18 protein-coding genes are annotated in these 20,327 nt (G+C 54.1%); 1 reads left to right on the top strand and 17 read right to left on the bottom strand.

Annotation, left to right across the window (positions count from 1 at the left end; translation table 11 throughout):
• Nucleotides 1-88: 88 nt before the first annotated feature.
• Nucleotides 89-1,243, bottom strand: a complete 1,155-nt coding sequence (locus NTX59_05645) for a PDDEXK nuclease domain-containing protein (protein ID MCX5785151.1) — start codon at nucleotides 1,241-1,243, stop codon at nucleotides 89-91.
• A gap of 135 nt (nucleotides 1,244-1,378) precedes the next feature.
• On the opposite strand from NTX59_05645, the gene NTX59_05640 reads away from it, so the two are divergent.
• Nucleotides 1,379-2,245, top strand: a complete 867-nt coding sequence (locus NTX59_05640; GenBank protein MCX5785150.1) for a peptidase MA family metallohydrolase — start codon at nucleotides 1,379-1,381, stop codon at nucleotides 2,243-2,245.
• Nucleotides 2,246-2,413: 168 nt separating this feature from the next.
• On the opposite strand, the gene NTX59_05635 is transcribed toward NTX59_05640, so the two are convergent.
• From NTX59_05635 to NTX59_05560, 16 genes are all read right to left on the bottom strand, one after another.
• Nucleotides 2,414-3,043, bottom strand: coding sequence for a hypothetical protein (locus NTX59_05635; GenBank protein MCX5785149.1), 630 nt, complete (start codon nucleotides 3,041-3,043; stop codon nucleotides 2,414-2,416).
• Nucleotides 3,044-3,242: 199 nt separating this feature from the next.
• A complete protein-coding gene (locus NTX59_05630) occupies nucleotides 3,243-3,602 on the bottom strand; it encodes a transcriptional regulator (GenBank protein ID MCX5785148.1) in 360 nt (119 codons plus the stop codon).
• Entirely contained in the window at nucleotides 3,599-3,928 is a 330-nt protein-coding gene (locus tag NTX59_05625) for a type II toxin-antitoxin system RelE/ParE family toxin (protein ID MCX5785147.1), read from the bottom strand. Before NTX59_05625 ends, NTX59_05630 begins: the two co-directional genes overlap by 4 nt.
• 300 nt (nucleotides 3,929-4,228) lie before the next feature.
• Entirely contained in the window at nucleotides 4,229-4,705 is a 477-nt protein-coding gene (locus NTX59_05620) for a hydrogenase maturation protease (protein MCX5785146.1), read from the bottom strand.
• 225 nt (nucleotides 4,706-4,930) lie between these two features.
• Nucleotides 4,931-6,445: a Ni/Fe hydrogenase subunit alpha gene (locus tag NTX59_05615; protein MCX5785145.1), complete on the bottom strand. Its 1,515-nt coding sequence runs from the start codon at nucleotides 6,443-6,445 to the stop codon at nucleotides 4,931-4,933.
• Between the two features lie 103 nt (nucleotides 6,446-6,548).
• Nucleotides 6,549-7,514 carry an oxidoreductase gene (locus tag NTX59_05610; GenBank protein ID MCX5785144.1) on the bottom strand — a complete coding sequence of 322 codons (966 nt, stop codon included), beginning with the start codon at nucleotides 7,512-7,514 and terminating at the stop codon, nucleotides 6,549-6,551.
• Nucleotides 7,504-8,004: a hydrogenase iron-sulfur subunit gene (locus NTX59_05605; protein MCX5785143.1), complete on the bottom strand. Its 501-nt coding sequence runs from the start codon at nucleotides 8,002-8,004 to the stop codon at nucleotides 7,504-7,506. The genes NTX59_05610 and NTX59_05605 overlap by 11 nt, the downstream gene beginning before the upstream one ends.
• The gene (locus NTX59_05600; GenBank protein MCX5785142.1) at nucleotides 8,001-10,001 is read right to left on the bottom strand and encodes a CoB--CoM heterodisulfide reductase iron-sulfur subunit A family protein; all 2,001 of its coding nucleotides are present in this window, start codon (nucleotides 9,999-10,001) and stop codon (nucleotides 8,001-8,003) included. Before NTX59_05600 ends, NTX59_05605 begins: the two co-directional genes overlap by 4 nt.
• Before the next feature lie 3 nt (nucleotides 10,002-10,004).
• Entirely contained in the window at nucleotides 10,005-10,865 is an 861-nt protein-coding gene (locus NTX59_05595) for a CoB--CoM heterodisulfide reductase iron-sulfur subunit B family protein (GenBank protein MCX5785141.1), read from the bottom strand.
• Complete coding sequence (locus NTX59_05590) at nucleotides 10,862-11,452, bottom strand: 4Fe-4S dicluster domain-containing protein (protein ID MCX5785140.1); 591 nt, start codon at nucleotides 11,450-11,452, stop codon at nucleotides 10,862-10,864. Before NTX59_05590 ends, NTX59_05595 begins: the two co-directional genes overlap by 4 nt.
• Before the next feature lie 365 nt (nucleotides 11,453-11,817).
• Complete coding sequence (locus tag NTX59_05585) at nucleotides 11,818-13,335, bottom strand: acyl-CoA carboxylase subunit beta (GenBank protein MCX5785139.1); 1,518 nt, start codon at nucleotides 13,333-13,335, stop codon at nucleotides 11,818-11,820.
• A gap of 283 nt (nucleotides 13,336-13,618) precedes the next feature.
• On the bottom strand, nucleotides 13,619-14,005 hold the full coding sequence (locus NTX59_05580) for an SxtJ family membrane protein (GenBank protein MCX5785138.1): 387 nt from the start codon (nucleotides 14,003-14,005) through the stop codon (nucleotides 13,619-13,621).
• Between the two features lie 116 nt (nucleotides 14,006-14,121).
• Nucleotides 14,122-14,274, bottom strand: coding sequence for a DUF5989 family protein (locus NTX59_05575; protein MCX5785137.1), 153 nt, complete (start codon nucleotides 14,272-14,274; stop codon nucleotides 14,122-14,124).
• 48 nt (nucleotides 14,275-14,322) lie between these two features.
• Nucleotides 14,323-16,206: a carbamoyltransferase gene (locus NTX59_05570; GenBank protein MCX5785136.1), complete on the bottom strand. Its 1,884-nt coding sequence runs from the start codon at nucleotides 16,204-16,206 to the stop codon at nucleotides 14,323-14,325.
• A gap of 245 nt (nucleotides 16,207-16,451) precedes the next feature.
• A complete protein-coding gene (locus NTX59_05565) occupies nucleotides 16,452-17,099 on the bottom strand; it encodes a 4'-phosphopantetheinyl transferase superfamily protein (GenBank protein ID MCX5785135.1) in 648 nt (215 codons plus the stop codon).
• A 2-nt stretch (nucleotides 17,100-17,101) separates the two neighbouring features.
• Nucleotides 17,102-20,327, bottom strand: a 3,226-nt coding sequence (locus NTX59_05560; protein MCX5785134.1) for an SDR family NAD(P)-dependent oxidoreductase, incomplete at its 5' end; no start/stop codon positions are given.

Below are 20,327 nucleotides of genomic sequence, written 5' to 3'. Positions count from 1 at the left end.
CCCCGCACTTTTTCCGAAGCGGCCAAAGTGCGGGGTAAACCGGATTTTTTAAGCAAATCCGGATGGAAGAAAAAGATAATCAGCATTACTATCCGATTTTATTCAAGCCTCCATAGTTGATTTGCTTATCAAGAAAAGCTTGGATTTCGTCTTTTCTGGGCAACGCAAGTTGATATTTTGAGATAAACAAGCGGTTGTCGATTCCTGATAAGGCATATTCGATAAGCGCATGATTTCTTTTGGTGCACAGCAGTATCCCGATGGGAGGGTTGTCTCCCTTGGCGGCCTCATTTTTCTTATACCAGTTCACGTAAGTGTTCATCTGCCCGAGATGCTCGTGCTTAAAACTATCTGTCTTCAGTTCGATCAGCACATGGCACTTGAGAATTCTGTGGTAGAACACAAGGTCAATAAAGTAATGCTCTCCGCCTATAAGTATCCGTTTCTGCCGGGCTTCAAAGCAGAAGCCTCTCCCCAGCTCCAGCAGGAAATCCTGCAGCTTAGTCAGAAGGGCGTCTTCCATGTCGGACTCCGCCATAACTTCCCTGGGTTTTGCGCCAATAAATTCGAAAACATAGGGGTTCCGGATAATTTGTTCAGCAGTAAGCGTCTCGGCTTTTGCCTGTGTTATCCGCGAAAGTTTATCCTTATTTTTTGAGAGTCTGGATCGTTCATAATAAAGGCTTGCGAGCTGCCGTTTCAACTCTCTGACCGACCAGTTGCCGCGGATACATTCGCCGATATAGAAATTGCGTTTAGGCCCGGGCTCCACTTCCGTTAATTCTTCAAAATGGCTGTAGGAAAGGTCATTCAGGAGTTTATCCGGAGGGAAGCCGGATTGTGGGGACATTGTCCCCATAATTTCGCTTGCCTGTGGTTTGTCAGGAAGCATGAACTGCAATTTTTGGGACAGCGTCCCAAAAATCTCCGGGAAAGCCAGATAAAAGTTACGGTAGAGATAAAGTTGCCATTGGGCGCAATTAGGAATTCTCTGCCCGGTAAGTTTTTCGGCTAAGGCGGCAAATAATCCTTCGCCGTATTTTGCGCGGTCTCTGCCGTTTAACTCGTATTCCTTAATGCGGTAGCCGAACAGCCAGTTGCGCAGGGTCAGGTTGGTGTTAACAGCCTTTGCCGCCTGATACTTTAAATTCTCGTGAACATGCCTGAGGGCTTGAATTAACCCCGCGAAGTCATGCCCTGCCACAGACTGCACAATTTTCTTTGCCTGGTTTTTTATAGTCATAATTCCCCCATGTCATAGAAATAGCATAGCAGACCAACGCGACAGCGTATTGTCGTTTTAGAAATGGCTATTTTTGTGTTATTATTTGGAAACGGGCTCAGGCCCTGGATATTGGGTATGGTGGAGGTGCTTCTAATGAAAAAATTTAACGGAACAATGGCGAGAGGGCTTGCCGCGGCCATCTTGCTGGCAGGCGCGCAGGCTGTGCGCGCGCAGGATAATTCCGCCGTATCTACTGCTACTGTCCAGCTCAGCAGTTCTTCGCACGAAGGGGCTAAATACGGGCATGCGGACAGCTCTGTGGCGGAGATATTAAAAAGCACATATACTACGGAACATTTTAACTTCTATTTTGCCGAGGACAAGGCCGCGCTGCAGGATATGTTTGCCGCCCTGGAAAACAACTACGCCAGGGTGACGAAATCGTTCAAAATACATCCGGCGAATAGGCTGAAAGTGGAAATATACCCGGATATACGGTCTTACCACCGCAGAACGTTCGGCGAGAACTCTCAGGACTGGATGGTGGGCAATTTCGACCCCGATGAAAGAGTATTAAGGATCGCCTCTCCGAACCATCCCGGGTCATATCATAAATATAAGGATGTCGTCAGGGCCGCCGTTCACGAGTTTGTGCATAGCGTTACTTTTGAGTACCGCAATTGGAGTCGCGACGGCCTGCCCGCCTGGCTGGACGAAGGTTTAGCGGTTTATTACGAGGGCCCGTTGGGGAAAAACGATAAAAAACGGATAAAAGAGGCGGTGGCGGCAAATAAGGTGCCTACTATTTCAAATATGCACGAAAATTTCCTGAAGTACGGGGGCTATACTTTTTCCTGTACCGTGGTGGATTTTATCCTGAAAAAATACGGGAGCGGGAAATTGCTGGAATTCATCAAGGATCCCGCCGCTTATGAGCGGATATTCGCAATGCCGGAAAATGAGTTCAGCGACGCATGGCACAAGTATCTGAAAGAAAAATATGGTAACGGCAGAGGCTAGTGGATAGGGGCTAGGGAAGAAGTAAGAGCGCTACAATAAGCTGCCGTAAGCTATATGCCGCAGGCAGAAAAGCCAAAAAATACTCACACTCCACCCATCACTCCACTAACATCTTTCCCGCCGCAGCCCGGCCGCGGTCCATCCTTTAATTTTCAAAAATCTCCCATGTTATAGTAAAACCACTTTAAGGTCTTTGCCGTATATGCGGCGCCCATTTTTAAGGATCCTGGCAATTAAGGGCGATTTCTGTCTGAGCTTCGCTTTTATCCCGGCCAGCGTCTGAATGTATGGTGAAAGCTGGATGTTGAATTTACGGTAAACTGTTGTTTGCAGCTCCTGTATGCGCCGCTCCATTTTCTTTGCGCTTGTGTAGTCGGCGGTAACTACCAGCAGATCCAGACCGCTATGGAGACGTTTCCGCCCCGTTACCATGCTGCCGAACGTAACTGCGGAAACGGTCTTTTTCCTGCCCGGGTATTTCGCAAAAAAAACCGCGATGGTTTTCAGCACCTGGCCGGGGAGGGCGGCTTCGGCCTTGAATAACGGGGTAAAGATATGTTCGACCAGATAATTTTCGGGATTTATCTGGTACAAATGGAGGTTGGCAATACGTCTGAAAAGCGCAAGTCCCCCGGCGTCGAGCTGTTTCAGGGCCTGATGGCAGGCGGGGGCGCTTATACCCGTTTGCCGCGCTATTTCCCTTCCGCTCCATTCCGCCCGGCTTTTCCAGAGAAAACGCAGGACCGCCGTCTGTGATCTGTTATTGAGCAGCGAAAGCGCGGATAATTTCATGGCCATATTGTTAATTTCTTCTAACATCTGTTAATAAATATTTACAAGCTAGTATATCAGGTCCAAAGCTTCCGCGTCAAGCCCTTTCAGGGTTTATCTTCGTCCTCTTAATCGCCCTATATTCAGGCATTTCCTGCAATAGGATAGCAGACGGACGCGACAGCGCGGTGTGGCGGCGTAAAAGACTATTTTTGGGTATTTTCTACTATGTTGTCAGGTAGTGCGTGGCGTCATAAGGCGGTCGTAATGAGGATGGCCGACGGCGGCTATTGCGGCCAATAGCAAAAAAGCCGATACGGATGCCGTAAATCTCCAGTATGGTTTTCAGCGTTTTGATTTCCGGGTTGCCGGCTGGCGAAAGCGTTTTATAAAGAGTGGTACGGCTCATCTTTGTGGACTTCGCCAGCACGCCTACGCCTCCCTGGGCTTTGACCACATTGCGCAGGGCTTTCAGCAGGAACCTAATATCCTTGTCTTCCGCTACTGCGTTAAGGTAAGCGGCGGCTTTTTCGGGAACGGCAAGGTATTTTTTAAGCCAACTTTGATGGGATATAGTGTTTTTCATTTTCTTCTCCCCCACTCAGTCCAAAGCCGTTGTGCTTTGCGGATATTTCTCTTTTGGGTTCCTTTATCGCCTCCGCAGATCAATAGGACTATAATTGGGCCATCCTCACCATAATAAACGCGGTAACCCGGTCCGTAATGTATCCGTAGTTCCCAAACACCCCGGCCCAAGGCGCGGTGGTCCCCGAAATTTCCTTCTTCAACGCGCGCTATGCGCTTAACTATCGCTGCCTGCCCTGAAATATCCGGCAGACTTTGCAGCCATTCCCCGAATAAGTCTTTACCAGCGGTGACATAGTGCAAAACCTTCCGTTTTTGCGGCTGCATATGTCTCTCCTATAGTGTATCCTATAAAAGACAGATTGTCAATGCCCCTTTGGCGGTTTTCAGGGCTATGGTTATAAATAGCATAGCAGACCAACGCGACACCGTATTGTCGTGTTCAAATGGGCGGGTTATTCGGATGTATCGTGAAAGGGCGGGGCAAATGTACCTATTAATTTAAAGAGGCGCCGGAATATAACCAGAGAAACGTGATATGCGTCGGAAAAATAGGAAGGGTGGGCGGGGTTTATTTTCGGGGGGTTTCCGGAAAGGAATTCACCATATTTTAAATAATTTCCTTTCTCAATCCTGGCAGCCCCAGCCGGTCAGTATCTCTCGGGCCATATTCACCATGGCGGGCAGGGCCTGTTCCGCCTCCGCCGTAAGAGTCTCCCTGAATACCGTGGGGTCTCTCACTTCCATGCATACCACCTGAAGCTCCCCCGGAAAAGCCATCCCAAGCCTTTCCGCCAGCTCCAGAATATGCGGCAGCCCGGCCGCGTGCTGCGACGGCGCCACGCAGCGCCGGAAATCATCCCGGTCCCAGCGGAGAATAGTCCCCGCCGGGCACTTGCCCGTGGCCGCCGCGTCAAGAATAAGAGCCTTAGTGTAGGGCTCAAGAAAATCAAGCAGCGGCAGCCCAGCCTCCCCGGTTTCCATTACATCAACGCTGCCGGGGAATTCAGCGCTTAAAATCCTGGCCGCGTGAAAAGCCACTCCGTCATCGCCAAGAATATCGTTGCCTAAGGCAAGAACGAGTGTTTTTTGGAATTTTTTCATTTTTTATTTCTGAACTAATAATTGGTGGAGTGGGTGGCGGGGGAGCTGGGTTAGGCCGTCTGTTGCGCATAGCGCTTGATACGGCACGTCCATAGGTCAGCAAAACCCTCCGGAAGCCGAGACTTGCATAGCGGCGAGGCTGAGGATGGGAGTAGCGGCCACGGTGTGGCCGACTACGGTTTTGCGTTCCAGTCCCCCGACAGGCCCTGCGAACTGGCTGTTCTTCTACCGCCGGATCTCTCTGATAACTCCGCCTTTCATGTCGCGCAGCGTTACGATCATCGGCATCTCGCCGGGCAGAGTGTGAGTGGCGCAGCCGAAGCACGGGTCATAGGCGCGGAAAGCCATCTCCACCATGTTCAGCAGGCCGTCGTCTACCTTGCCGCCCTTGATAAGGCCTTTAGCCGCCTTGTCCACGCTCATGGCTATGCGCGCGGAATTGTTCAAAGTAGCCACTATAAGATTAGCCCGGCGTATCAGGCCGTTCTCGTCGGTCTCGTACTGGTGTATAAGCGTTCCGCGCGGCGCTTCCACCACGCCCACCCCTATCTTCGGGGTTTTGGTGGGGATGGTGCGGAATTCCTTGCCGGTCAGTTCCGGGTCGTTGACCAGTTCCACTATGCGCTCGGCGGCCTGCAGCATTTCCACCACGCGCGCCCAGTGGTTGGCCAGTGTATGGTGCACGGGCTTGCCGCCCAGCACCTTGAAATATTCCTCGTACGCCTTCTGCGCTTCCGGCGTGGCCATGCCGTCGGCCGCGTTAAGGCGCGCCATGGGAGCCACGGCGTAAACGCCGCTTGAGCCGCCTTCCACAAAGCCGTTCCAGCCTACTTTTTTAAGGAAAGGGAATTTAATGTAGCTCCAGGGTTCCACATGCTCCGAGATATGCTCAAGGTACTTCTGTATGGGGAATTTGGCGTATTCTTTGCCCTCGGGCGTAACCACGCGCACATCCCCGTCGTAGAAATTCACCTTGTTATTCTTGTCCACCAAACCCATATAGTAGGTTTTATGCGTGAACGTGTCCGAGGTTATCAGCTTTACATAGGCGTCGTTCCTTAAAACGATGTCGTGGAAAACCTGCAAGGTGAACTTTGCGAATTCCAGGCCGTCTTTGGCTATCTCTTTGAATTTCGGCAGTTCAGAAGCCGAGATCCCCTTGGCCACGCCGCCGGGCAGGCCCATAACAGGGTGGATAACCTTGCCGCCCGCGTAGTTTATTATCTCGCGGATGCGCCGGCGCATGGATATAACTCTTTTGCCCACGTCGAGCCCCACCTTGCCGATAACCCCTACGATATTGCGCATTTCCTTCGGCGCGTCGGGCCCGACGATGAAATCCGGTCCGCCCAGAACATACACGTGCAGGGCGTGGTCTTCAAGCATAAAGGCGTTGTAGACCAGTTCGCGTATCTTCCTGCCCACGGGGTGGCATTTCACGCCGTAAAGGTCGTCCAGAGCTTTGGCCGCGGCCATGTGATGCGCCGTGGGACATACCCCGCAGATGCGCGAGGTTATCTGCGGCATATCCTCCGCCGGGCGTCCCTGGCTGAATACTTCAAAGCCGCGCAGTTCCGGTATCTGCAGATAGGCCCGGTCCACGTTGCCCTGGTCGTTTAGGAATATCTCTATCTTGCCGTGCCCTTCCAGGCGCGTTATCGGGTCAATGGTGACGGTGCGCCGGCCGGAGTTGGCCTGCTGGTGCGCCTGGTTCCAAACTTTCTGAGCGGTTTTGTCCATATATTACTCCTTGAATCACTATTAGGGGTTAGGGGCTAGAGGCGAGGGGTTGGGGAAGGAATTCCTTCTCTAACCCCTATTACCTGGCCTCTATACCCTGCTGTTAATTAAGCTTGCGCCGCAGCAGGCACTTTGAAAGGCCGTAGCGGTAAAAAGTCCCGATGGGGTCGGGAATGCCGTCAAGGACGGCGTCTATATCTTTTTCTTCTTTGGGGGCGATGTTCGAAAACACCGACGAGACGAACTTGGCGCCTTGGTCTTTCACCCTTGAGGTCGGCCCGAAGCAACCGGTGCAGGCCATATTCCCCCCCGGGCAGAGGGCTTCGCAGCCGCCGCGTGTGGCCGGGCCCATGCAGACTATTCCCTGCGCAAGCAGGCACTTTTCCGGGTCTATCTGTATCTGGTGGGGCCGCTTGAATTCGGTCAGCGCGAGGTCGGCGGGTTTGGAATCCTTGCGCTTGCATTCCTCGCAAAGCGCTATATCAGGCGACAGCACCGTTCCCTTGGGCGGGAGCTTCCCTGAAAGCAGGGCCTGTACAGCGGCCATAATAAGCTTGGGGGTGGGCGGGCAGCCGGGCAGGTAATAATCCACGTCTATAACCTGGTCGAGCGAACGCACCATGCTCCGCAGCTCGGGCAAAGTAAGCGTGTGGCCTTCGTCCTCGCATTTTATCCGGGGCCGGGTTTTGTCCGGGTTGTCCACGCCGGGGCAATCTTCGTAAACATATTTGAGAATATCTTCTTTGCGGGATTGGTTGGCCAGCGCTGGGATGCCGCCCGAGTTCGCGCAGGCGCCGAAAGAGACCACCACCTGGCTCTTTTTTCGGAGCATGCGCACCCATTCTTCCTGCTCGGAAGTGCGCACGGCGCCGTTAATAAAAGCGGCTACAATAGACTTGTCGGGCCGGGCTTCAATGTCGGCTTTCTTGAAATCCATTGCTACGGGCCACAGCACGATATCCACGGCACCCACCACGGTAAGGATGTCCTCGGCCAGGTCCACCACCGCTTCTTCGCAGCCGCCGCAGGACGCGCACCAGTAGAAAGCTACTTTGGGTTTATCGGGCATGGACTGTCGCCTCCTTTTTGGAACCGCCGTTTACATGGGCCTCAAGCTCCTCTATTTCCTTGTCCCATTCCGTGAATTTGCCGGGCAGGTTCAGGGGCCCGAGCGCGCGCACTTTTTCGGTCATATCGTTGACCACGGAGCGCACTTTGTCCCCCTCCGCGCCGGAGATCCACTCCAGGCGGAAGCGGCCGTCGTAAATGCCCATGGCTTTCAACATCCGCTCAAGCATGCGCATGCGGCGCAGGGTTTTATAATTGCCCTCCGCGTAATGGCAGTCGCCCGGGTGGCAGCCGCCCAGCAGCACGCCGTCCGCGCCGCGCGCGAATGCGTCCAGCACGAACTGCGGGTCCACGCGGCCCGAGCACATTACGCGTATAACGCGCACGTTCGGGGCGTATTTAAGTCGCGAGACCCCGGCCAGGTCGGCGGCAGTGTAAGTGCACCAGTTGCAGAAGAAAGCCACGATCTTAGGTTCGAATTTTTCGCTCATTTCGTCAGTACCCCCTTGATCTCGCTGAATATCTCGTCATCCTCGAACAGGTTCTGCCGTATAGAGCCGGACGGGCAGGCCGCGGCGCATACGCCGCAGCCCTTGCAGAGGACCTCGTTTATCACCGCTTTTTTCTTGGCCTCGTCGAACGTGATGGCGGTATAGGGGCACAGCGGCACGCAGGACTTGCAGCCGCAGCATTCGTCCTCTATCACATGCGAGGTGTTGGGCTCAAGCTCCACGAACCCGGCGTCTATAAGGGCCAGCGCCTCGGCCGCGGCGGCGCCCGCCTGCGCCACGGTGTCGGGAATGTCGCGCGGCGCCTGGCAGGCTCCGGCTATATATATCCCGTCGGTGAAAGTGTTCACGGGGGCCAGCTTCGGATGCCGCTCCTGGAAAAACCCTTCGGTGCCGCAGCCGATATTGAAGCGGCGGCGGACCTCCTGCGCGTCGGCCTGCGGCTCAAGGCCGGTGGACAGCACGACCATGTCCACAGGGATGCGCCGCACAAAACCGGCCAGCGTATCTTCCACGCGCATTACCAGGCGGCCCTCTTCGTCGGGCGTCATGGCCCAGTCGGTAATCTCGGCCACGCGGCCCCGGATGAAGTGCACGCCCTCGCCGAGCAGCTTGTCGTAGAATTCTTCGTAAGCCTTGCCCGGCGCGCGCATATCTATGTAGAAGTTGTAGACTTCGGCGCCGGAATGTTCCTTTATAAGGTGCGCGAGCTTCAGCGAATACATGCAGCACACGCGGGAGCACCACTTGTTGGTTTTCTCGTCGCGGGAGCCCACGCAATGCACTATGCCCACCGCCCTGGGGTGCTTGCCGTCGCGCAGCACGATCTCGCCGGAGGTGGGGCCGGAGGCGTTTACCAGGCGCTCTATTTCAAGCGCGGTGTAAACGCCGGGGTAGCGGCCGTAGCCGTACTGGTGGTCGCGCTTCGCGTCGTAGGTCTTAAAACCGGTGGCCAGCACTATGGCGCCCACCTGTATTTCCTTCAGCTCCTCTTTCTGGTCAAAATCGAAAGCATTCCGGTCGCAGGCTTCGGCGCAGGTTTTTTTGCATTTGCCGGTTTTAAGCTGTATGCAGGTTTGCGGGTCCACCAGCACCACTTTCGGCGTGGCCTGCGGGAAGTCTATATATACCGGCTTGCGCTTGCCCAGCCCCTGGTTGAACTTGTCGGGGAACGTGGGGGTCTTGAAGACGCAGGCGTCTATGCATTCCATGCAGCCCACGCAGAGGTCTTCCTTAACGTAGCGGGGCTTGCGCTTTACCGTTACCTTGAAATTCCCGACGGAGCCTTCCACCTTGTTCACCTCGGAGTAGGTCCAGAGCGTTATATTGGGGTGTGCCTTTACCGCCGACATCTTGGGGGTCAGTATGCAGGCCGCGCAGTCGAGCGTGGGGAAGGTTTTGTCGAACATGGCCATATGGCCGCCGATGGTGGCGTCGCGCTCCACCAGCGTTACCTTTTTGCCGGCATTGGCGAGCGTCAAAGCCGCGTGTATGCCGGCTATGCCGCCGCCCACCACCAGCACATTGGGGTCCACCGGCACGCGTTTTTTCTCCAGGGCCTGGTGGAAGCGCACGCGGGCCACGGCCGCGCGGACCAGATCTTTGGCCTTTTCGGTGGCGGCCTTTTTGTCCGTATGCACCCAGGCGGCGTGCTCGCGGATATTTACCATCTGGAAGTAGAACGGGTTAAGGCCGCCCCTGGCCGCGGCTTTGCGGAAAGTTTCCTCATGCAGGTTGGGCGAGCAGGCGGCCACCACAAGGCGCTCAAGCTTGTGCTCTTTTATATCTTTGGCTATCATCTCCTGGCCGGGGTCGGAGCACATATATTTGTAATCGCGCGAAACGGCCACGCCGGGCAGGCCGGCTACGTATTTCTGCACTTCAGCCACGTCTATCATGCCGGAGATGTTGCTGCCGCAATGGCAGATATAAAATCCGACGCGGGGCAGATTTTCCTGTTTCGGTTTATTCTCTGACATAAATTACCTCCCCGCCAATATGGCTTTGGCGGAAATAATGCCGCGCTTGATACCGAGTTCCGACGCGGGGATGCCCATTGCAAGCCCTATCACCTGCGTGAAATAGAGCACGGGGATGTCTATTCTCTCGTATTTGCGCGCTATCTGGTCCTGGTAGCCGTCCAGGTTGAACTGGCAGAGCGGGCAGGGCGTTACCAGCGCCTGCGCTCCGCGCTTTTTGGCTTCTTTGAGAATTATGTAAGCAAGGCGGAGCCCGGCTTCGGGCACGGTGCCGGTAAGGCTGCCGCCGCAGCAGTGGGTTTTCAGCGGCCAATCCACGCATTGGGCGCCCGCGGTTTCGATAAGCTTGTCCATGGTTACCGGGTTATGCTGGTCATCAAAGGTGGCGAAGGGGCGGACGATCTGGCAGCCGTAATAAGGCGCTAATTTCATGCCGGTCAGCGGGCGCTTTACGCGCTTCTTGATTTCTTCAAGGCCCACGTCGTTTACAAGCACGTCCAGAGGATGGCGCACTTTTGCCGTGCCTTTGTAATCCAGGCCGCCGGCCTTCAGCGCGCCGGTCACCTTGCGGCGCAGCTCCGGATGTTCCTTCAGCCCCAGCATGGTTTTATTGAGCACCAGGTAGCAGGCGCTGCAGGGCGCTATAACGTCCGGGGTTTCGCGCTCGGCTATAGCCAGGTTGCGGCCGGCCAGCGCGTAGGATTTGGTCTCGTCAACTGACATGTAGGCGGTGGCGCCGCAGCAATTCCAGTCGTCCAGCTCTTTGACTTCAATGCCGAGCGCCCGGAACACGGCCAGGAAAGATTCTTCGTAGGCGCGGCCGGTGCCTTTAAGCGAGCAGCCGGGAAAATATTGGTATTTCATTTGGCCTCCTGTTTTTCTTCGGAGTCGATGGCGTTAAGCACCTTGCGCAATTGGCCGCGGCTTTTAATGGAGTCGGGCAGTACCGACATGCGGCCGGTGCGGATAAGGTTCAGGCCCAGGCCCGTCATACCGAGGAATTTAAACCAGTTGGTCCGGATGAACAGATCCGTGACCAGCAACGTTTCGTTGACGCGGCCGAACATGAAGATCATCCGGCCGAACTCGCGCGCCAGCACCGGTATGGGGAAGCGGCGCGGGAACACGCCCTCTTCGATGGCTTTGCGTTTAAGCAGGTACATGATATCCGTCACCTGTATCTTTTTCGGGCATTCCACGCGGCAGGCGTAGCAGCTGGCGCAAAGCCAGATGGTGAAAGAGCTTAAAACTTCCTTCTTGAAGCCGGCGCGGGCGAGGTTTATCAGCCTGCGGGGCGTGTAGTCCATATACAGGGCAAGCGGGCAGGTGGCGCTGCAAATCCCGCATTGTATGCAGTGGCGCAGGTTCTCTCCGCCGGTCTGGCCGATCACCCAGTCGGCGAATTCCCTGTCGCATTCGCTTTCGTATTTGACCTTTCGCTCAAGTGGCATGGATACACCTCCTAAAAAAACCGGTTGGAAAAGAGTAGGTAGAGCTTGGAACTTAGAGCTTAGAACTTAGAATCAGAAACTGCTGGCCTCCCAAAACAGGTATCTGTAACTATAATATCATGCGCGCGCCCGCGTACGCCACCACTTTCTGATTATGCCGGTATAAGGTAAACTAATAATTTAATAAAAGGACTTGTAATGGGATAGTCTAAATGTTTATTCGTAATTCGGGCTATCATAAAGATATAAGCTTGTATTATATCTTCTGTCTGCCATTCTGTTGCACCATTTGTGCGCTCTATAGAATTGGCGAATCTGCCCGTCTTGGCAGACGGGAAAGCAAGCGGTAACTGCTTTAAGGACCCTTACAGCGGTATGTTTCCGGTGTGTTCGTGTTCGCCGGGTCTGCGTTTATTCGCCAGCATTTTGAAAGCGTTTATCAGGCGCTCGCGCGCGGCAGCCGGCTCTATTATTTCGTCAATGGAACCGGTGGTGGCGGTTTGGTAGGGCGAGGCGAATTTGTCGGAGTATTCCTTGGCGAGTTTTGCCTTAAGGGCTTCCCGGTCCTCTTCCTTGGCCTCTTTTATCTGTTTTGAATAGAGTATTTCAATGGCCCCGCGCGGCCCCATTACCGCAATTTCCGCCACCGGCAGCGAGAAGTTTATATCGCTGTGCATGTACTTTGAGCTCATGGCGATGTAAGCGCCGCCGTAGGCCTTTCTCAGCACCAGCGCCACTTTCGGCACGGTCGCTTCGCAGTAGGCGTAAAGAAGCTTCGCGCCGTGGCGGATTATGCCGCCGTGTTCCTGCGCCACTCCGGGCCAGTAGCCCGGCACATCCACCAGGCTTAATATAGGAATGTTGAAGTTGTTCAGGAACCTGATGAAGCGGGCCGCCTTGTCAGAGGCGTTAATGTCAATGGCTCCGGCCATGTGGGCGGGGTTGTTAGCGACTACGCCTACCACCTGCCCGCCCATGCGGATAAAGCCGACCACGATGTTTTTCGCGTAGTTATGATGCACTTCAAGGAATTTGTGGTCGTCGGAGAGCCACCACACGACATGGTGCACGCGGTAGGGCCTGCGCGGGTCCACTTCGCACAGCCTTTCCAGAATGGACATTTTGCGGTTTTCGGGGTCCTTCGTTACCGTAGGCGCGGGAATTTCGTAGCGGCTTTGCGGCAGGAAGTCTATAAGTTCTTTCAACTGGCGGAAGCAGTCGGGTTCGGAATTGGCCACAAAATGGCAGACGCCTGATTTTGAGGCGTGCGTCATTGAGCCGCCCAGCGTTTCAAAATCCACTTCTTCGCCGGTGGCCGCTTTTACCACTTCCGGGCCGGTGACGAACATGTTGCTCATGCCTTTTACCATGAAGACGAAATCGGTCAGCGCCGGGGAATACACGGCGCCGCCGGCGCAAGGCCCGAGTATGACCGAGATCTGCGGAATAATGCCGGAGCATTTGACGTTCCGGTAAAAAATCTCCCCGTAGCCATCCAGGCTGTCGACGCCTTCCTGTATGCGGGCGCCTCCGGAATCCAGAATGCCGATGACCGGTATGCGCGCTGACAGCGCCATATCCATGATATTCGCGATTTTTCTCGCATGTGCCAGGCCGAGCGAGCCGCCAAGCTGGGTGAAGTCTTCCGAAAACAGCGCGATGGAACGGCCGCCTACCCGGGCAAAACCGGTTACTACGCCGTCGCCCTGTATATGCTTGTCCTTGATGCCGAAATCGGTGCAGCGGGATTCCACCAGCAGCCCGATTTCCTGGAAAGAGCCTTCGTCAACCAGATACGCTATGCGCTCCCTGGCCGTCAGTTTGCCTTTGGCTTTCTGGGCGGCTATTTTCTCGGGCGGGCCTCCGGCGGAGGCTTTGGCCATTATTTCGCGGAATTTTTTAAGGGCTTCGCTTACTATGCGCGCTTTTTTGGGCTGTTTCTTCTTTTCGCCCTCTTTCTGGGCGCCGGCTATCGGGTCTTCCATTAAATCTGACATTTGTCCTCCAAGGCATGATGAGCGGCTGGTAGGCTGGTAAGCTAGTAGGCTACGCCGTCTACCCGCTGGCAACTCTGAAAAGCATACCAGCCTACCCGCCTACTAGCAAACTATCAAGCAACCAACAACCATCTGCCTATACTTGTATTCTAAAATTTTTGGAGCCTTATTACCACGGTTTTTCCAGATCTGTCGGAACGTAAAGGTGGTTTCGGGGTTCGTAATAACTTTCTCCCGCCGATTTTTTCTTAAGTTTCAGCGTGTCCCCCCCGGAAAAAAGCTTTTTAATAAAGGCGAGGGGAGTCAAAGCCAGATAAAACACCAGTGTAAGGATTATCCTTGAATTTATGGTTCCAAACGTATGTCCGAATTTGAGCCAGCCGTCCGCTATAACGGCGGCCGTTTTTTTAAAGAACAACGCCGCGGCCAGCAGGGCAAGCGCCAGCCAGTACCAGAGCGCCCAGGAGGTAAGCCGGCCGGCAAGCAGACAGGCCACGGCAAGTATAGCCAGGATTTTCAGGTCTTTTGCGCGTTTTTCGTCGTTTTCAGGGTTCATGGTTAGTAGATAGAATTCAGTAGTCAGAATCCAGAATTCAGAATGGTGAAACCTACTTTCCGCTGATGTCTTATTCTGACTACTGAATTCTGTCTTCTGGCTACTTTAGTGATTTTTCAAAACACCGTATAAATGAACGGCGCTACGGCGGAGCCTCCGGAAAGTAAAATAAGCGCGCCTACCGCCAGCAGTACCAGGATTATAGGCAGCAGCCACCACTTTTTCCTTTCCTTTAAAAAATTCCAGATGTCTTTAAGTAAATCGATCATAAATATAGGGGATAGGGGTTAGCGAATAGGGGTTAGGGAAGGAGTTCCTTAATCCAATTCGTAACTTTTTTGCAGTTTTTCTTCTCCTTTTTTAGTCTGGAGCGTTTTGTCGAAGAGGTAATTACCCATTACCAGGTAATCCATTTCCGTGCCCATAAAACAGCGCCAGGCATCCTTGGGGGTCATAACTATGGGTTCGCCGCGCACGTTGAAGCTGGTGTTCACTATTACCCCGCAGCCGGTTCTGGCCTTGAAAGCCGAAATAAGTTCATGGTAGCGGGGGTTGGTCTCTTTGTGCACGGTCTGAAGCCTGGCGGAATAGTCAAGATGGGTTATGGCGGGGAGGCTGGAACGCTCAAAATAAAGCTTCTCTTTGAGCGGCCTTTGATGATAGCCGGCCGGCAGAGGTTTGCGAAGTTCCGGCTTGACGAAGTCGACAAGCAGCATGTAAGGCGAAGAAAAGCCGTTTTCAAAATACTTGTGCGCGTCTTCGGCCTGCGCCGAGGGAGCGAAAGGCCTGAAACCTTCGCGGTATTTAATTTTCAGGTTTAGTTTTTTCTGCATTCCGGGGTTTCTCGCGTCGCCGAGAATGCTGCGGTCGCCCAGCGCGCGCGGCCCCCACTCCATGCGGCCCTGGAACCAGCCTACCACAAAACCTTTATCCAGTAATTCCGCGGTTTTTGGCGCCAACGCCTCAGCCGGAAGCTTTTCGCATACGGCGCCCAGTGTAACAGCCGCCGCTTCTATCTGCGCGTCGCTGTACTCAGGGCCGAGATATGAGCCTTTCATCGAGTCCTCGCCGTTTTCAGGCATACGTCTTTCTTTACCAAAGTAAATGTGCCTGGCAGCTAATGCCGCGCCCAGCGCTCCGCCGGCGTCGCCAGCCGCGGGCTGTATCCAGAGCCCGTCGAAAATTTTCTCAAATCCGACACGGCCGTTGGCTACGCAGTTCAAGGCTACCCCGCCCGCGAGGCAAAGGTTTTTTGAGCCGGTAAGCGCCTTGGCGTGGCGGGCCATTTTAATCACGATGTCTTCGGTAATGCGCTGTATCGCAAGGGCCAGGTCGCAATACGGCTGTGAGAGTTCAGTTTCTGGCGTCCTTGGCGGCAGGTCAAAAAGTTTTGTCCAGGCTTTGTCGTCGGTCATTTTCATGCCTGCGGTGTAGTCAAAATAATCCTGGTTCAGCCACACGGAGCCGTCTTCCTTCAGGTCTATGAGATTTTCATGGATCAGGCGGGTATATTTTTTAACCCTTTCCGAGCCCGGGTCGCCGTAAGGCGCGAGCCCCATCAGCTTGTATTCACCTGAATTTACCCTGAAGCCGGTGTAATAAGTGAACGCCGAATAAAGCAGTCCCACGGAGTGCGGGAAGCGGAGCTCCTTAAGGATCTTTATGTCTTTCCCCTCGCCGCGGCAAATAGAAGCGGTGGCCCATTCCCCCACGCCGTCGAGTGTTATTATGGCGGCTTCTTCAAAGGGCGAGGGATAGAAAGCGCTTGCCGCGTGCGAGAGATGGTGTTCGGGGAAAAGCGGCTTCAGCCCGCTTAAATCCTCCCCCGTTATTTTTGAAAGTTCTTTTTTGATAAGGCCCTTTAAGAGCATTTTCTCCCTTACCCAGACGGGCGCGGCCTCAAGGAACTGGGCAAGGCCTTTTGGCGCGAAAGCGTAATAGGTTTCAATCAGGCGTTCAAATTTAAGGAAAGGTTTATCGTAGAAGGCCACGGCGGCCAGGTCTTTTACAAGTATCGGTGAGCCGGCTTCGTTCGAGGCCCAGTCAAGGGCGGATTTTACGGCGCGCGACGGAAAGCCGGCGTCGTGTTTTTTGCGGGTGAAGCGCTCTTCCTGGGCGGCGAACAGTATTTCGCCGTTTTTTAAAATAGCGGCGGCGGAGTCGTGGTAAAAAGCGGAGATGCCTAGAATGTATTCGTCCATAAATACAGTTGAAACCATAATATTGGAGGGTAGGTGGTTACCCTTCCGCCGCGTAGGAAACCCTCCCGTGGTTTCCCCCCGAAACGGGGCCCCCCATCCGCTATGCGGCTCCAGGGCAACCACCTGCCCTCTCCTATAATTTTTCACCTTAAAATAAAATTTGGTGGTTGTCCCTCCCCTTATTATGGAACATCGTATTACCCGCCCTATTCACTATAACAGAAATTATGCGGTAGTTCCTGCTTTTACGCTGCCACCGTTGTTACCCAAAAGGAGTCTTTGAATAAAAAAGAGGAGACCGCGAAAGCCGGCGAACCCAGCGTTCGGTAGCGCTCAAGCGCCGCTCCGTGGAAACGGACCGTTCCGTTGTTGAAGCGCGCGTCGCGCAGGTCCGCTTTAAGCCCCAGTCCCAGCGCTTTAAGAGCAGCTTCTTTAATGGTCCAGAGCTTTGTGGCCTCCGACGGGTCGTTACCGTTTAACTCCCCGGGCGCGAAATAATCGGCATACCAGGCGCCGCAGCGTTCCTCTATCATTTCAATGTCCGTGCCGATGAACTCCCCTGCCCCCGGTTTAACGGCCGCAAGCGCCAGCCCCCCCGAATGCGAGATGCTGATAATCTGTCCGGCCGCCCGCGGACGGTCGTAATGGTCGTAGCTTATTTCAATATTAACGAGGTCTTCCCGGCGAAGTTCGGCGGCCAGAAGTGTTTTGACGGCGTAACGCCCGCCCAGCCAGTCGGCCTTTCTTTTGGGAATTTTAAAGGAATTGTATTTCTCAATTTCCGCCGGGGAAAGAAAGGTTTCAGGCTCAGGCAAGGCGCCGGAGTTGACTATGTTTATAGTTACGCCATTTGGCAGGATTTTAAGAGTTTCCCGGCCGGCGTTTTCTCGCATTGCTATATCTGCGTGGCTATCATTCTGTAACTTTTTATCTCGGCCAGCAGATTGAAGCCGGCATCAAAGGCGTAGGCGTCGTAAAGCGTTTTGCCGTCCTCGTCCGCGCCTTTGTAGAGGCCGTAAATATAAAGTTCGGCGGGGTCGTGCGCGTTATTATCGTAAACCGTAACTTCACCTACGGCGTCGGGCAGCGTTATCTTGCGCTCAAAGTGCACATCGCGGTACCCGCAGGCCTGAAACATGGCTTCTATCACCATGGGGTGGAAGATAAGTTTTGGGTGGGCAGTTTTCCAAAGCGGCGCCTCCGGCCTTTTGAAAACAGCCAGGACGGATTCTTTCTCTATAGAGAGAAAACCCGCCAAAACCTGGAAACTGGGCCCGTGGAAATAAGTTTTATATATGGTTTCTCCGGTAACGATATATTTACGCGCTTTCGGAAGTTCCGGCTTTTCAAGAGCTTCCCAGGCTGATTTTGAGCGCGCGCCCGCCTCCGCCGTGAAATGTGTGCGGGCATTGCCCATTTTTATGCCCTTGGCGTTTACAAATTCGGATTCTATTTTAAGCTCAAAGCCGGCTCCGGCGGCCTCGGCTTTTATTATTGCCTCGACCGGCTTGTCCCTTAAAAGCTTTATGGGCACGGTAAAGTGCACGTTTTTAAGAGCCTGCGGGGCGGCGCCTGAAACTGTGGCGGCGGCTTCGGCGAAGGTTTCAAGGCCCATCACGCCGGGCACGTAGGGAGTGCCGTTTATAGAGTGGTCGGCCAGATACGGGTCATGGGCGAGCGAAAATTCCTTCGCGGCCGCGAGGCTTGAGCCTTTGGCGCAGGACTGTATCTTTTCCACGAAATGCAGGCCGGAACTCCCGCCTTTGGGAAAGTCGGGCGCGAATTCCAGCTGCTTGTCCCAATCCAGTTTCCCGAGGCTCCCTGAAAGAACTATCTCAGGCACCCGCCCGTAAACAAGTTCATCGGCCACGGCATTCATTCCTTCTTCCGGGTAGAGGAAGTCCATCTCCTGGGATTTAAGGAAAGCTTCCACGCCGGGTCTTATGGCCATGCCGATATTGGCGTAAGCGGTCATGTCAACGCTCAAGGCCCTGCAGCCTTTGTTTGTAAGGCTGTTGGCGAGCTTGGCGATATAATCCGAGGCCGCGGCGTAATCGGATTGGCCCAGATTGCCGAATTTGCCGGCTATGGAAGAGATCATCACCCAGAAACCGGTGTCTTTAACAATACCGGCTTTCCAAAGGTTGATGGCGCTGGAGGCCTTGGTATTGAAGATCATCAGAAATTCCTCAACGGTCTTGTCCGCCACCATTTTGGAGCGTTCAAGACCGGCGAAGTGGACTATGCCGTCTATCTGTCCAAAGTCCGCTTTTATCCTTTCCATGACCGCGTCAAAGGCTTCGGAATCGTTAAGGTCGCATTTGTGGTAGGTAACTTTTGAGCCCAGAGCTTTCAGTCCGCTTATGGCTCTGTAAAGCAGGGCCGAGTCCTTTATCTTTGTGAACTCTTTTTCCAAAATGGCCGGGGTGGGCTTGTCCATTTTTTTCTTCAGCTCTTCCCAAAGGCCTTTTGTTTTGTAGGACGCAAGTTCTCCGTCGCTCATAGCCGCCCACTTGGCCGACTTTTCATCCAGATCTATAATGTCAAGCAGGATCAGGTTCGGTTTATAGCGCTCAACGAGTATTTTAGCGAACAGCGCGCCCAGGCCCCTGCCGCCGCCTGTAATAAGCGCGGTTTTGCCTTCAAGCTTGGTCCGGGCATGCGTGGTATCCAGTATTTCCGGGCGGGCCAGCAGGGTGAAGCGCTTCCCGTCCTGATAGGTTACGGCCAGCCGCTTGTCGGAGTAGAGAAGCTCGTAGAAGGTTTTCTGCACTATGGACTGGTTTGAGGCGGAGGGCTCGAAGTCTATCATCTTAACCAGTGTTTTCTCCAGCTCCTTGCGCAGGCACATGGCAATGCCGTAGATGGAGCCGTAAACAGGGTCGTAGGCGTCTTTTGCTTTGTAGCCGAAGCCTCCGTCAAGCGTGGTAACCACGGCCATAAAGGTAGGGTGTCCTTCCTCCGTGTCATTAAGAGCCTTGTTGAAATGCTTGCCAGCGGAGAATAGCCCCATGGCGTAGCGCTTCAGGTCCGCGAAGGCATTGGTATCAGGCGAGAGAGATTTTACCATGCAGCCCATAAGGTAAAAGACTCCCTGCACATTTGCGTGTTCGGCGGCGAAGTCAGCCACTGTTTTATCAAGAGCTTTAAGATCCTTGAAGTCAACGGTAATGGAGTCTTTCATTTTGGTTTTTAACGAGGTAAAGATGAAAGAATCCACACGGTGTTTGTTCAGTTCCGCCCTGAACGCCTTCAGCAGGTCAATATCCTCACCGAAGATCGCCACCGGGCGTTTTGGGGATAATTTTTTTATTATTTCCTGGCCTATCGGCGCCGGCGCTATTACCGGCACATACCTGATGTGGCGTTTTGGCCAGGCGGGCTTTGTTTGTTCGGGCGCGATCGCGGTTACATCCAGCAATTCAGGTTGCGAGGCGGCCTTAACGGAAGTTTTAGTGTGCGGACGTTCAAGCGTTTGAACGCTGGCGGAATGGGCTGAAGGCTGAGGGCTGAGGGCTGAGGGTTCGGCCACCTGTGACTTGTGACCTGAGACCTGTGACTTGCGGCTCGTTTCCTCCATGACGAAACGGATGCAGTGCCTTATTGTGGGATAATCCTTGAGGGCCACATTATCGCGCCTTGGGATGGAATAGTGCTCGCGTATGGCGGCAAAAAGCTCGGCCTGCTTGACAGTGTCGATGCCGAGGTCGGCTTCCATGTCCAGGTCCAGCTCCAGCATATCTTTCGGATAGCCGGTTTTCTCGGCGATCATAGTAAGGATCTCAGCCTGGACTTCGTCCTGGCTGAGATTGCCATAAGCCGTAGGCTTTACGCCATATGCTTCTTTAGGAGTTTCCTTATGGCTTATGGCCTCAGGCGTATGGCCTACGGCTTCTCCATGGCTTACGGCCTCTGGCGTATGGCGTATGGCTTCTGCCGGGTTTACGGCGGGCTGCGGCGTTTCCTGCGTCGCGCCCTTTTCCTCCATCACGAACTTCACGCAATGGCGAATAGTCGGATAGTCTTTAAGGGCCACATTGTCGCGCCTTGGGATGGAATAGTGCTCGCGTATGGCGGCAAAAAGCTCGGCCTGCTTGACGGTGTCAATGCCGAGGTCGGCT

The sequence above is a fragment of the Elusimicrobiota bacterium genome (assembly GCA_026388155.1).
GTDB lineage: Bacteria > Elusimicrobiota > Elusimicrobia > Elusimicrobiales > UBA9959 > UBA9634.
Note: the sequence above shows the minus strand (reverse complement) of the source record. Positions and strands in the feature narration are given on the sequence as shown.